This is a genomic window from Alteriqipengyuania lutimaris (assembly GCF_003363135.1).
Taxonomy (GTDB): Bacteria; Pseudomonadota; Alphaproteobacteria; order Sphingomonadales; family Sphingomonadaceae; genus Alteriqipengyuania; species Alteriqipengyuania lutimaris.
Genome location: NZ_QRBB01000001.1, coordinates 1,788,416 through 1,800,768, shown reverse-complemented (window position 1 = coordinate 1,800,768; position 12,353 = coordinate 1,788,416). Strand labels below are relative to the sequence as shown.

Annotated in this window: 14 protein-coding genes; 7 read left to right on the top strand and 7 right to left on the bottom strand. The window is 65.6% G+C overall.

Annotated elements, in window-relative coordinates; translation table 11 throughout:
* Positions 1–57: 57 nt before the first annotated feature.
* Entirely contained in the window at positions 58–1,674 is a 1,617-nt protein-coding gene (locus DL238_RS08535; protein WP_115491864.1) for a phosphoenolpyruvate carboxykinase, read from the bottom strand.
* A gap of 245 nt (positions 1,675–1,919) precedes the next feature.
* Between DL238_RS08535 and DL238_RS08530 the strand changes: the two genes are divergently transcribed.
* From DL238_RS08530 to DL238_RS08505, 6 genes are all read left to right on the top strand, one after another.
* Positions 1,920–2,693, top strand: a complete 774-nt coding sequence (locus DL238_RS08530) for a response regulator transcription factor (RefSeq protein ID WP_115491863.1) — start codon at positions 1,920–1,922, stop codon at positions 2,691–2,693.
* 2 nt (positions 2,694–2,695) lie between these two features.
* Complete coding sequence (locus tag DL238_RS08525; protein WP_234031019.1) at positions 2,696–4,288, top strand: stimulus-sensing domain-containing protein; 1,593 nt, start codon at positions 2,696–2,698, stop codon at positions 4,286–4,288.
* A 90-nt stretch (positions 4,289–4,378) separates the two neighbouring features.
* Positions 4,379–5,278 carry an RNase adapter RapZ gene (gene rapZ / locus DL238_RS08520; RefSeq protein ID WP_115491862.1) on the top strand — a complete coding sequence of 300 codons (900 nt, stop codon included), beginning with the start codon at positions 4,379–4,381 and terminating at the stop codon, positions 5,276–5,278.
* Between the two features lie 95 nt (positions 5,279–5,373).
* Positions 5,374–5,802 (top strand): PTS sugar transporter subunit IIA, encoded by a 429-nt coding sequence (locus DL238_RS08515; protein WP_115491861.1) that lies wholly within the window; start codon positions 5,374–5,376, stop codon positions 5,800–5,802.
* Positions 5,799–6,077 carry an HPr family phosphocarrier protein gene (locus DL238_RS08510; protein WP_115491860.1) on the top strand — a complete coding sequence of 93 codons (279 nt, stop codon included), beginning with the start codon at positions 5,799–5,801 and terminating at the stop codon, positions 6,075–6,077. Before DL238_RS08515 ends, DL238_RS08510 begins: the two co-directional genes overlap by 4 nt.
* A gap of 24 nt (positions 6,078–6,101) precedes the next feature.
* Positions 6,102–6,914, top strand: a complete 813-nt coding sequence (locus DL238_RS08505) for a TrmH family RNA methyltransferase (RefSeq protein WP_115491859.1) — start codon at positions 6,102–6,104, stop codon at positions 6,912–6,914.
* A gap of 28 nt (positions 6,915–6,942) precedes the next feature.
* Here DL238_RS08505 and phoU read toward each other — a convergent pair whose 3' ends face one another.
* Positions 6,943–7,614 (bottom strand): phosphate signaling complex protein PhoU, encoded by a 672-nt coding sequence (gene phoU, locus DL238_RS08500; RefSeq protein ID WP_115491858.1) that lies wholly within the window; start codon positions 7,612–7,614, stop codon positions 6,943–6,945.
* Between the two features lie 619 nt (positions 7,615–8,233).
* Positions 8,234–9,685 carry a DNA recombination protein RmuC gene (gene rmuC, locus DL238_RS08495; protein ID WP_115492846.1) on the bottom strand — a complete coding sequence of 484 codons (1,452 nt, stop codon included), beginning with the start codon at positions 9,683–9,685 and terminating at the stop codon, positions 8,234–8,236.
* A gap of 95 nt (positions 9,686–9,780) precedes the next feature.
* Here rmuC and DL238_RS08490 point away from each other — a divergent pair, with 95 nt between their 5' ends.
* Positions 9,781–10,179 (top strand): four-helix bundle copper-binding protein, encoded by a 399-nt coding sequence (locus DL238_RS08490; RefSeq protein ID WP_115492845.1) that lies wholly within the window; start codon positions 9,781–9,783, stop codon positions 10,177–10,179.
* A 172-nt stretch (positions 10,180–10,351) separates the two neighbouring features.
* On the opposite strand, the gene DL238_RS16105 is transcribed toward DL238_RS08490, so the two are convergent.
* The 4 genes from DL238_RS16105 to recR are packed head-to-tail and all read right to left on the bottom strand — an operon-like array spanning position 10,352 to position 12,350.
* The gene (locus DL238_RS16105; RefSeq protein WP_181883876.1) at positions 10,352–10,525 is read right to left on the bottom strand and encodes a hypothetical protein; all 174 of its coding nucleotides are present in this window, start codon (positions 10,523–10,525) and stop codon (positions 10,352–10,354) included.
* A 20-nt stretch (positions 10,526–10,545) separates the two neighbouring features.
* Positions 10,546–11,118: a peptide deformylase gene (def, locus tag DL238_RS08480; RefSeq protein WP_115491856.1), complete on the bottom strand. Its 573-nt coding sequence runs from the start codon at positions 11,116–11,118 to the stop codon at positions 10,546–10,548.
* 31 nt (positions 11,119–11,149) lie between these two features.
* A complete protein-coding gene (locus DL238_RS08475; protein ID WP_181883875.1) occupies positions 11,150–11,719 on the bottom strand; it encodes an RBBP9/YdeN family alpha/beta hydrolase in 570 nt (189 codons plus the stop codon).
* A gap of 37 nt (positions 11,720–11,756) precedes the next feature.
* Entirely contained in the window at positions 11,757–12,350 is a 594-nt protein-coding gene (recR, locus tag DL238_RS08470; RefSeq protein WP_115491854.1) for a recombination mediator RecR, read from the bottom strand.
* Positions 12,351–12,353: the final 3 nt, after the last annotated feature.

Below are 12,353 nucleotides of genomic sequence, written 5' to 3'. Positions count from 1 at the left end.
TCCGGCTTTCACCGTGCGGGGCCCCTCCTCTCCAGCTCGGAAACCGGTGGGTAGGCGCTAGGCCGCCTGCGTGGCAGGCTGCGGCGCGGCATCGCGCACGCCCTGGTCGACATGATCGGCGAAGGGTTTGAAATTGTCCACAAAAAGCTGAACCAGCTTGTGCGCGGTCGCGTCGTAGGCGTCTTTGTCGCTCCAGGTCGAACGCGGATCCAGGATCGTCTGCTCGATGCCCTTTTCGGCCAGCGCAGGCACGCTCACCGGCACGTCGAAGCCGAAATTGGGGTCCTTGCGATACTCGACGTCGTCCAGCTTGCCTTCGAGCGCGGCATTGAGCAGCGCGCGCGTCGCCTTGATCGGCATGCGATGGCCGGTGCCGTATTTGCCGCCGGTCCAGCCGGTGTTGAGCAGCCAGCACTGCACTTCGCCCTTGGCGATCCGCTCTTTCAGCAGGTTGCCGTAAACGCTCGGGTGGCGCGGCATGAAGGGCGCGCCGAAGCAAGTGGAAAAGGTCGCCTCGGGCTCGGTCACGCCGATTTCGGTGCCCGCCACCTTGGCGGTGTAGCCCGACAGGAAGTGGTACATCGCCTGGTTGGGCGTGAGGCGCGAGATCGGGGGCAGCACGCCGAAGGCATCGGCGGTCAGCATCACGACGTTGCTCGGCACCGGGCCGAGGTTCTTCTCGCTGGTATTGGGGATCGAGCTGAGCGGATAGGCGCCGCGCGTGTTTTCCGCGAGGGAGTTGTCGTCGAGGTCGATCTCGCCGTTTTCGTCCATCACCACGTTCTCGAGGACGGTGCCCTCCATCTGCGTGGTTGCGAAAATCTCCGGCTCGGCCTTGGGGTCGAGGCGGATCATCTTGGCGTAGCAGCCGCCTTCGAAGTTGAAGACTGCATCGTCCGACCAGCCATGCTCGTCATCGCCGATCAGCGTGCGGCTGGCATCGGCGGACAGCGTCGTCTTGCCGGTGCCCGAGAGGCCGAAGAAAACCGCCGTCTTGCCGTCCGGACCGATATTGGCCGAACAGTGCATCGGCATCACGCCCTGCGGCGGCAGGAGATAGTTGAGCACGCCGAACACGCTCTTCTTCATCTCGCCGGCATATTGGGTGCCGCCGATCAGGATCAGCTTTTCGGACAGGTTCACCGCGACCACCGTCTCGCTGCGCGTACCGTGCCGCTCCGGATCGGCCCTGAAGCTGGGCAGGTCGATGATCGTGTATTCGGGTACGAAGCTCTCGAGCTCGTCCGCGCTCGGCCGCACCAGCATCGTGCGGATGAACTGGTTGTGCCACGCCAGTTCGTTGATCACGCGTACCTTCACGCGATATTCGGGCTGCGAACCGCCGAACAGGTCGGCGACGTAAAGCGTGTCCTTCTCGCCCACCGCAGCGAGGAAATCTTCCTTGAGCGCGGCGAAGTGATCGGGCGTCATCGACGCGTTGTTGTCCCACCAGACCGTGTTCTCGGTCTCGGTGTCGCGCACGATGAACTTGTCCTTCGCGCTGCGGCCGGTGTGCTTGCCCGTCTCGACCACCAGCGGCCCGTGCTTGGCCTTGCGGCCTTCGTTATTCGCCAGCGCATGCTCGGTCAGCTGCGCGGAATCCAGATTGGCGTGGATCGTGGCGTTGGTCTCGATGCCCTGGTCGGCAAGGCTGTGGGACAGTGATGCGGACACGGGGGCCAATCTCCTGAATTGAAACGTAATCCCGGCATCGGCAGGCAATGCCGATCGCCGACGCGGCGCTCTTCCAATAAGAATGCTCGGGGTCGCTGGCTTGCGCATAATCTCGGTCGTGCCCCCCGTCAAATCCATGCAACCGGGCATAGAGCAATCCGTGCACCATCGCCTCGCGTGCGTTGTAGGATGGGGCCACAGGCGCTAATCCGGACGGCATAGGAAGCGGGTACGACAGCAAAGCCATGGAACAGACACACGACAACGCCGACCCCGTATCCCCTTTGCGCCGCAAGGACCGGCGCGTGGTCGCGCTGGTCGACGACGATCGCAACATCCTCACCACGGTCTCGATCGCGCTGCAGGCCGAAGGGTTCGAAACCCGCGTCTATTCCGACGGCGAGACCGCCCTGCGCGCGCTGACCGAGAACCCGCCCGACCTTGCCGTGTTCGATATCAAGATGCCGCGCATGGACGGGATGGAATTGCTCGCCAAGCTGCGCGAGCGATCGCCGCTGCCGGTCATCTTCCTCACCAGCAAGGACGACGAGCGCGACGAGGAAGCGGGCTTCGAAATGGGCGCGGACGATTATATCTCCAAGCCCTTCTCGCTGCGGCTGCTGGTCGCACGGATCCGCGCGATCCTGCGCCGCAGCGGGCTCGACGACGGCACGCCCGAGGGTGAGGCGGCCGCGGGCGAAGAGGGCCAGTCGCGCGCCAGTTTCAGTCGCGGACGCCTCACCATGGACCCCGCCCGCCACCAGGTGACCTGGGATGGCAAGCCCGTCTCGCTCACGGTGACCGAGTTCCTGTTGCTGGAGGCGCTGGCGCACCGCCCCGGTGTGATCAAGAGCCGCAACCAGCTGATGGACGCGGCCTATCCCGACGACGTCTTCGTCGACGATCGCACGGTCGACAGCCACATCAAGCGCATGCGCCGCAAGTTCCGCGCGGTCGATCAGACCTTCGGCGCGATCGAGACGCTCTACGGCGCAGGCTACAGCTTCAGCGATGGCTGAACGTGGCTGAACCGGGCGGCGGCGTGCGGCGCATCGCGCGCCCGCTGGAACGGGTGGGCGGCCTGTCGCGCCTTTCGCTCACCGCGCGTATCCTGGCGGTCAACATCCTGCCGCTGGCGCTGCTGGGCGGCGGGATCGTCTATCTCGATTCCTACCGCGCGCAGCTTCTCGACGAACGCTACAAGCTCGCGCGGATCGAGGCGCAGATCACCGCCGAGGCGCTGGCGGGCGCCACTCGCGAGCGGCAGGATGCGCTGCTGCTCCAGATCGCGAAGGAGCAGGACATGCGCCTGCGGCTGTTCGATCCCGAAGGGCAGCTGATGGCCGACAGTTTCGAACTGGGAGAGCCGACCTTCACGCTGGACGACCCGAGCGACGACCCTTTCGGCCTGCGCTTCGCGCGCTTCCTCGACCAGATCGTCGATACGATGGTCAGCGCCCAGCCCGTGCCGCGTTATATCGAACCCGAATCGAACGAAGCCGACGCCTGGCCCGAGCTGCAGCGCGCCCGCGAGCTCGGCATATCGCAGATCGAGCTGCGCCAGGCGGCGGATCGCACGCCCGTCATCACCGCAGCCGCTCCGGTCGGCCTGCAGGGCGCCACCCTGCTGACGACGCGCAATGCGATCGACATTACCGAATCGGTGCGCAACGCACGCTCGACGCTGGGCACGGGCGTGTTCTTCGCGCTGGTCGCATCGATCCTGCTGTCACTTTTCCTCGCCCGGACCATCGTCACGCCCCTGCAGACCCTGTCCAAGGCCGCCCAGCGCGTGCGGCTGGGGCGCGAGCGCGAGGTGCAGGTGCCCCGCCTGCCCGACCGGCGCGACGAGATCGGGATGCTCGCACGCGCGATCGCCGACATGACCGATGCGCTGCGCCACCGGATCGACGCGGTCGAACATTTCGCGGCGGATGTTGCCCATGAAATCAAGAACCCGCTCGCATCCCTGCGCAGCGCGACCGAATCGCTCGGCTCGGTGGACGATCCGGAGCTGCGCGCGCAGCTGCTCGAAATCGCGCGGCACGATGTGCGGCGGATCGACCGGCTGGTGACCGAGATTTCCGATGCCAGCCGGATCGACGCCGAATTGTCGCGCGCCACCTTCGCGCGCGTCGACCTGACCGCGCTCGTCGGAAACATTATCGAGCGGCGCGGCAATCGCGGCCTCGATGCAGGCTGCGAGATCGTTTTCGCGCATACGGGGGGCGAGGCACGCGTGATGGGCGTTCCCGAACGGCTCGAACGGGTGGTCGACAACCTGCTCGACAATGCCGCGTCGTTCTCGTCCGAAGGCGGGGTTATCGATGTCGTGATCGAGCGCGATCGCGACGCATTGATCCTGATGGTGATGGACGAGGGACCCGGCATCCCGCCCGAGGCGCGGACCAAGGTGTTCGAACGCTTCCATTCCGACCGGCCGGAGGAGGAAAGCTTCGGCAACCACTCCGGTCTCGGCCTCGCCATCGCGCGCACCATTGCCGAGGCGCATGGCGGTACGCTGAGTGCGCAGGATCGGCCCGACGGTGCGCGCGGTGCGTGCATGGTGCTCGCCCTGCCTGCCATCGTGGAAGACGAGACGAGTGTCGCTTGACGGCACTTCAGACCGTATCGAAGCGATCATCTTCTATATGATAACCAAGAATTGCGCCGCGATGCGCATGCGCAAACGGAGCCTGCAGCTATGACCGAACCGCAAAAGCTGATGCTGGTCACCGGCATGTCCGGCGCGGGCAAGACGACCGCGCTGCGCGTGCTGGAGGACCTCGGCTGGGAATCGGTCGACAACTTCCCCATCCGCCTGCTGCGCCCGCTGGTGCGCGAAGTCCTCGCGGACGAGGCACGCGCCCCGCTCGCCATCGGGTTCGATTCGCGCACCCGCGGCTTCGTGCCGGCCGAGGTCATCGCCATCGTGAAGAGCCTGGGCGAGAGCGACGATATCGACCTGTCAACGATGTTCATCGACTGCCACAATACCGAGCTCGAACGCCGCTACAACGAGACCCGGCGGCGCCACCCGATGGCGCGCGGACGCACCGCGATCGACGGTATCCGGGCGGAGCGCGACCTGCTCGATCCGCTCAGGCGCTGGGCGGACATGCTCATCGATACCAGCGAACTCGCCACCAACGAGCTGCAGCAGTTCGTCCGCCAGAACTTCGAGACGCAGCAGGGCGGCGTGCTGGCGATCACGGTCAGCAGCTTCGGCTTCGCGCGGGGCATGCCACCGCTGGCGGACCTGGTCTTCGACATGCGCTTCCTCGACAACCCGCACTGGCAGGAGGGGCTGCGCGAGCAGACCGGCCTCGACGAGGACGTGGCCGACTATCTCGCCGCCGCCGACGGGTTCGAGGAAAACTTCGGCCGCATCCGCGACCTCGTGCTCGACCTGCTGCCGCGCTACCGCGCACAGGGCAAAAGCTACGTCCACATCGCCTTCGGCTGCACCGGCGGACGCCACCGTTCGGTCTATAGTGCGGAGCGTATGGCCCGGGCGCTGCGCGACGAGGGCTTCGTGCCGACCGTCATGCACCGCAACCTCGCCAGCCGCGCGACCGACATGGTGGAGCTGCAAAGCGCCTGACCGCCTGACCGCCTGTCGCGCGGTCGCTGCGGTTGCCCACGCGTTTACTACGTCCCCCCTTGTGCTGGGCGTATCTGCTTCTAGACAGTGCGGCCATGATAGGTCTCATTCTGGTGACCCATGGGCAGCTCGCCCGTGAGTTCATATCCGCAATGGAACACGTGGTCGGCCCGCAGGATGCGATCGCGTCCGTGTGCATCGGCCCCCAGGACGATGCGCAGGCGCGCCGCGACGAGATCAGCGCGCGGATTGCCGAGGTCGATCACGGCGAGGGTGTGATCATCCTGACCGACCTGTTCGGCGGAACGCCGTCCAATCTGGCGATCTCGCTGCTCGAGGAAGGCAAGGTCGAGGTGATTGCCGGGATCAACCTGCCGATGCTGATTCGTCTCGCCCGTGCGCGGCAGGACATGGCGGTGGCCGATGCGGTGCGCGCCGCGCGCGATGCAGGGCGCAACTACATCACCATCGCATCGGAATTCCTCGCGCGGCCCAGCGAAGAGCTGAAAGGCAGCGGGGAATGAGCGATACGCGCAAGGCCATCACCATCGTGAACGAGCGCGGCCTGCACGCCCGGGCGAGCGCGAAGCTGGTCGAGGTCGCGAGCCGCTGGTCCGACGCCACGAGGATCCGCGTCGCCAAGGGAGAGCGCGAGGTCGACGGCCGCTCGATCCTCGACCTGATGATGCTGGGCGCGGCGCGCGGCGATGAGATCACCCTGATCGTCAAAGGCGAGGATGCGCCTGCCGCGATGGACGAGATTTCGACCCTCATCGAAAACGGGTTCGGCGAGGAATAGCCTCCCCCGCCCGCCGAGCGTTCCATGCCCCATCGCCACATCACCAGCTTTTCCAATCCGACGATCAAGGCGCTGCGCCAGCTGCGCGACAAGAAGCATCGCCAGCGCGAGCGGCGCTTCCTCGCCGAAGGGCTGCGGCTGCTGACCGATGCGCGCGAATGCGGGCGCCTGCCCGAAACGCTGGTGATGGCGGATAAGCGCGCGCCGCATCCGCTGCTCGACCTGCTCGTGACGGCGGTGGACGATGCGGGCGGCGAGATTATCGAGACCACGCCCGACATCCTCTCCAAGATCACCGGCAAGGACAATCCGCAGGCGGTCGCGGGTGCCTTCGCCGAGTGGGACACGCGGCTGGAGCGGCTCGACCGCTCGACCGCGCCGATCTGGCTGGTGGCCCAAGCCCTGAGAGACCCGGGCAATCTGGGCACGATGCTGCGCACCGGCGATGCGGTGGGCGCCGGCGGCCTGATCCTGATCGACGATTGCGCCGACCCCTTCGGAGTGGAGGCGGTGCGGGCCAGCATGGGCGCGATCTTCACGCAGCGGATCGCGCGGGCGCGGTGGGAGGAGTTCCTGCCGTGGCTGCGCGGGGCCGACGGATCGGCACCGAGCCAGCTGGTCGCCGCGAGCCTGCGCGACGCCGTGCCCTATCGCGGGGCGCCTTACGCGGCCCCGTGCTTCGTGCTGGTCGGCAACGAATCGCAGGGCCTGCCCGAAGACTACGAAGCCGCCTGCGACCTGCGCGTGACCATGCCGATGCGCGGGCGCGCCGACAGCCTCAACGCCGCGGTCGCCGCCGCCGTGCTCGCCTACGAAGTGCTGGCGACGCTCGACTGACCGCCGCCCACCTCGCGACCGGCGGGTCTCAGAGGTGTTCGCCGGTGATGATGTAGTGCGCGCTGCCCGCGATGTTCTTGGCATAATCGCCGACCCGCTCGAGCTGCTTCGAAATGAAGAGCAGTTGCACGCCGGTGTCGACGAAGCCCGGATCATCGCGCATCGCGGCCGAGACCATCTCGGTAAATTCGTCGAAATGCCGGTTCAGCTGCGCATCGCGATCGCGCACCACCGTCGCGAGGCTCGCCTCGCTGCGGTTGAAGCAATCGACCGACTGGCCGAGCATCGAGGTGCCGAGGCGCGTCATCTCGCGCAGCTTGTGCATCAGCGGCGCGGCATTGGTCAGGTCGACCATGCCGACGCGCTTGGCCATGTTCTTGGCATGGTCGCCCGAGCGTTCGAGCATCGCCCCGATCCGGATCGCCATGACGAGATAGCGCAGGTCGTCGGCGACGGGTGCCCGCAGCGCGATGCTGCGCATGACCTTCTTCTCGAGATCGCTTTCGAGCTCGTCGAGGTGGAGATCGGCTTGAATCAGACGCTGCGCGTCTTCCTCGTCCCCATGGACGAGCGCATCGATCGACGCGTCCAGCGCACGCGTGGCGGCATCGCACATCGTGTTGATGGCGACGGCAATATCGACGATTTCGTCGTCGAATGCGGAAACCGTGTGGCTGGTCTTGAGGTGTGACATATCCATGAAGGTATTATGACATAATTATTACAGAAAGGGAAGGCGAATGGCGATTTTCTCGGGGTCTTCGGTGCCCGGCACGGATTACAGGGTGACACGTGTCACCCATGTGTCACCCTGCTGGGCGTCGAGGAATATCTTGCCAAATCAGGTATTCAAGCAAAGCGGAGTACTCCAGGGGTGACACATTCGCCTTTTTAAGCGGATTTTTTCGACAAGAGGAAAGAACGAACCGACATTTAGCGCCCCGCTCGCATGTAGGAAAATCGCGCGGTCGTGGTTCTTCGAACCTCATAGCGGGAAGCGCAAAAGCCCACCGCTCCCCAGCCTCCGAACCTGGTTCGGGCTTCCTCCGGCGATGCTCCAAAAGCAGCACCACCCCGGATCCCCCTGCCTTCGCAGGGGCAGGCAAGTCCGCAGTTGCAGGGGTGACGGGGCCGCCCGCAACGCCTCCATTCCGGCCGCGTCATCGCAGGCTATGGCACGCGCTTTTCCAAACTGTCATCCCGGGCCTGACCCGGGATCGGGCTTCTTCTGGCCCGGCGCCGGAAGCGGCACTACCCCGGATCCCCTGCCTTCGCAGGGGCAGGCAAGTCCGGGGTGACGATCTTTGGATAAGCTGGTTCTACTCCGCCGCGTCGCGTTCGGCCTCGGTGCGGTCCTCGATCGCGGCGGCATCCTCGGCCGTGTAGGTCGGCGTTTCCGCGATCTGCGGGATTTCCTCGATCTCGCGCTTGCCGATCTCGATGCCCTTTTCGGACAGGCGCCGCCCGGCGGACAGCACGTTGCGCTCGAAGCTACCGACGAACTTGTTGTAGTTCTTGACCGCGCTTTCGAGCCCGCCGCCAACGCGTTTCATGTGCTCGGCTGCGATGGCGAGACGGTCGTAAAGCTCGCCGCCGGCCTTGCCGATCTCCATCGCTTCCTTGGCGATCGTGTCCTGCCGCCAGACCTGCGCTACGGTCCGCGCGATCGCCACGAGGTTGGTAGGAGTTGCCAGCAACACCTTGTTGCGGAAGGCAAAGTCCCACAGCTCGGGATCGGAGTCCAATGCCGCGGCAACGAAGTGCTCGCCCGGCACGAACATCACGACATAGTCCGGCGCGTCGTCGAACTGGCTCTGGTAGCTCTTCGAGCCCAGCGTCTGGACATGGCCGCGCATCGACTTGGCGTGGAGGTCGAGATGCCGCTTGCGCTCCCCCTCGTCCTCCGCCTCGAACGCGGCCTGGTAGGCATTCAATGAGACCTTGGCGTCGATCACCAGCTTCTTGGAGCCGGGCACGTTGACGATCGCATCGGGCCGCAGCCGGCCTTCCTCGGTCTCCAGCGAATGTTCGAGGTGGAAATCGGTGTGCTCGGCTAGGCCGCACTGTTCGAGCACGTTCTGCAACGCCCGCTCGCCCCAGCGGCCGCGGGCCTTGGGCGCGTTGGTGAGCGAATTGCCCAGCCGCTGCGCCTCGCGCCGGACCTCTTCCTGCCCCAGCCGCATCTGCTCGATCTGCGAGGCGAGCGAGGAGAAGGCATTGGTGCGCTTTTCCTCCAGCGCGGCGACCTGATCCTCGTACTTCTTGAGTCGGTCGCCCACGGGCGCGAGCAGCGCGCGGATCTTTTCCTCGGAGGATTTCTCCGAATGGCCGAACCGTTCGCTCGCGCGCTCCAGAAAGGCCTCCTGCGCCTTGCTCAGCACGGCGGAGCCGGTGTTCCGGAATTCCTTGAGCAATTCCTCGCGCGCTTCGACCAGCAGGCGCTTCTGCTCGTCGAAATTGGCGGTCTTTTCCTTCAGCGTCGCGAGTTCGGAGGAGAGCGCACCATTGGACCGCCGCAATTCCTCCAGCGCGGTCTCGTGCCGCGCGCGGGTTTCCTTCAGCTCGGCGTCCAGCGCATCGACCCGCGCGCCCTTCTCGCGCGCAGCCTCAAGCTCGGCATAGGCGCGCAGGTATTTCGCGTCGGTCTCCTTAGCCTCGCGCTCGCTCTCGGTCAGGCGAGATTTCAGCTCCGCCACCGGTCTTCCGCCGATGAACCACCCGACGCCCAGCCCGATCAGCAGCGCCACGACACCCAGAATCGCAAGTTCCATGGGCGGGAACATAGCTGGAACGCGCGAGCGCGCCAAGCCGCCACGGGAACTATCCCCCGCCCGTTCCGCTCCCTTACCAGAGAAGGAGAATGCCGATGTCGATCAAGGAAATGATCAAGGAGCACCCGCAGGTGGGTGCCGATTACAACGACCAGCTGGGCGAAGCGATCAAGCACGCGATGTATTGCGCGGCGATCTGCAATTCCTGCGCCGATGCCTGCAATTCCGAAGAGGGCGACATGAGCGCCTGCATCCGCAAATGCTCGGACTGCGCGGATATCTGCCAGACGGTCAGCACCGTCGCCGCGCGGCGCACGCATGGCAACACGGCGGTGATCAAGTCGCTGCTCGAAGCCTGCATCCTCGCGTGCAAGGTCTGCGCGGAAGAATGCGCGAAGCACGACAACCCGCATTGCAAGCGCTGCGAAAAGATGTGCCGCGAATGCATGGAAGACTGCGTGAAGGCGCTTCAGGGCATGGTCGAAGCGGCCTGAGCCCTGCCCAATCAAATACTCGTCGCCCCGGACTTGCCTGCCCCTGCGAAGGCAGGGGATCCGGGGCAAGGCCACCTCATGGCTGGTGCATAAAAGGAAGCCCTGCCCCGGCTCGTAGGCCGGGGCGACGATGAAGATACGGGTGGTGTTTAAGCCGCAACCCGCAGCTTTCTCAGGCGCTGTCGCGCTTGTCGGAGCGGCGTTCGATCAACCACATGAACCCGCCCCAGAACACGCCGAAGAAAACGGCGTACAGGACGAATCCTAAAAGGTAGGAACCGAGTGAGCGGTCATACTCCCAGATGTTCCAGGCCGTCATCAAGGCAGCGTAGAGCAGTCCGGCCACGACCGCTCGCAACACCCGATTCACGCCGCGACCCGCAGCTTTTTCAGCTTCTTGAGCGCCATATTGCGCTTGAGGCGGCTGAGGTGGTCGATGAACAGAATCCCCTCGAGGTGGTCCATCTCGTGCTGGATGCAGGTGGCGAGCAGGCCCTCCATCGCCTCGGTATGCTCGTTCCCGTCGAGATCCTTCCACCGCACCGTGCAGCTCGCGGGACGGTCGACGTCGGCATAGATCTCGGGGACCGAGAGGCAGCCTTCCTGATAGGTCGCCAGCTCCTCGTTCGGGTCGAGAATCTCGGGATTGATGAACACTCGCGGCTCTTTCTTCGTCGCGGGGTGCGTGTGCGCGTGCCCGTCATGATCGCACTCGATCGGCTCCGCATCGGGGTCTTCGGGCTGCAGGTCGATCACGAGGATGCGCTTGGGCACGCCCACCTGGATCGCCGCGAGGCCGATACCGTTGGCGGCGTACATCGTCTCGAACATGTCGTCGACGAGGGTGCGCAGATCGTCGTCGAACTCGCCCTCCTGGACGGGTTGGGAGACGGTTTTCAGCCGGGGGTCCGGCACTTCGAGGATTTCGCGGATAGCCATGCACGCCAGATAAGCTGCAATTGCAATCAGTTCAACGCGCCGCTGCCTGCTCGGTCAGTTTTTGCCAGACTTGCGGGAAGGTGTCGTGGCCTTCCGAGCCGAGGAAATGCCCGCCGCGATCCATTGCGATCAGGTCCGCCTCCAGCGCCCCGGCCAGCGCAATCGACAGGTGCGGAGCAACGACCTCGTCGTTGGTCGCGGTAACGACCGCGCGATTGGTGGCCACGCGACGGATCGTATCGTGCGCGATCGGCTTCCAGTCCATGAAGCCGTCCAGCTCGGGAATATTGGCAAGCCGGCTATCGAAGGCGGAGACGAGGATCAGTCCGCCGACGCGCGCCTCGGGCCGCGCCTGGAGATAGCGCATGCTCGCCACGGTCCCCAGGCTATGCGCGACGATGAAGGTGTTCTGGTCCGGGGTCCCGATCTCGTCGACCAGCGTGCGGTCCCAGGCCGCGGGGTCGGGATTTTCGGAATCGGGCATGGCGAGGATCCGCGCCGATCCGCCCGCGCGTTCGACCTGGCCCTTCAGCCAGCCGAACCAGTGGTCCCCCGGTCCGGCCATGTAGCCGTGGACGATATGGACGATGCTGCCGTCCATCGCCCGGCTCTCCGGATCGGTTCGGCCTCGCACCGGTTCAGCCCATCGGCCTGCGCGCACGCAAGGCCTGCGCCAGCGTGCCCTCGTCGAGGTAGTCGAGCTCTCCGCCCACCGGCAGGCCATGCGCCAGCTGGGTGATGCGGACGGGGAAATCCTCCAGCCGCTCCGCCAGATAATGCGCGGTGGTCTGCCCTTCGAGCGTGGCGTTCATCGCCAGCACCACCTCGTCCACGCCTTCCTCCACACGCGCCAGCAGGCTGTCGATCGCAAGGTCCTCGGGCCGCACGCCATCCAGTGCGGAGAGCCGCCCGCCGAGCACGTGGAAGGTGCCCGAAAACAGTTTCGCCCGGTCGAGCGCCCACAGGTCCGCCACATCCTCGACCACGCAGATCGACTTCGCGTCGCGCTTCGGGTCGGAGCAGATGCTGCAGGGGTCGCGCGTGTCGACATTGCCGCAGATGCGGCACTCCTCCAGCGTGTCCTGCACCGCGAGCAGCGCGTCGAGCAGCGCGGGCAGCGCGGTTTCGCGCTTCTTGACGAGATGCAGCACCGCACGCCGCGCCGAACGCGGGCCCAGCCCGGGGAGCCGAGCGAGCGCGGAAGCCAGTGTCTCGATCTCTTGCGATGCCATTGG

Bases quoted from the DNA above. Each gene is read 5' to 3' on its own strand.
- DL238_RS08530 (WP_115491863.1), top strand. From the start codon at position 1,920: ATGGAACAGACACACGACAACGCCGACCCCGTATCCCCTTTGCGCCGC.
- rapZ (WP_115491862.1), top strand. From the start codon at position 4,379: ATGACCGAACCGCAAAAGCTGATGCTGGTCACCGGCATGTCCGGCGCG.
- DL238_RS08515 (WP_115491861.1), top strand. From the start codon at position 5,374: ATGATAGGTCTCATTCTGGTGACCCATGGGCAGCTCGCCCGTGAGTTC.
- DL238_RS08510 (WP_115491860.1), top strand. From the start codon at position 5,799: ATGAGCGATACGCGCAAGGCCATCACCATCGTGAACGAGCGCGGCCTG.
- DL238_RS08505 (WP_115491859.1), top strand. From the start codon at position 6,102: ATGCCCCATCGCCACATCACCAGCTTTTCCAATCCGACGATCAAGGCG.
- phoU (WP_115491858.1), bottom strand. From the start codon at position 7,614: ATGGATATGTCACACCTCAAGACCAGCCACACGGTTTCCGCATTCGAC.
- rmuC (WP_115492846.1), bottom strand. From the start codon at position 9,685: ATGGAACTTGCGATTCTGGGTGTCGTGGCGCTGCTGATCGGGCTGGGC.
- DL238_RS08490 (WP_115492845.1), top strand. From the start codon at position 9,781: ATGTCGATCAAGGAAATGATCAAGGAGCACCCGCAGGTGGGTGCCGAT.
- def (WP_115491856.1), bottom strand. From the start codon at position 11,118: ATGGCTATCCGCGAAATCCTCGAAGTGCCGGACCCCCGGCTGAAAACC.
- DL238_RS08475 (WP_181883875.1), bottom strand. From the start codon at position 11,719: ATGGACGGCAGCATCGTCCATATCGTCCACGGCTACATGGCCGGACCG.
- recR (WP_115491854.1), bottom strand. From the start codon at position 12,350: ATGGCATCGCAAGAGATCGAGACACTGGCTTCCGCGCTCGCTCGGCTC.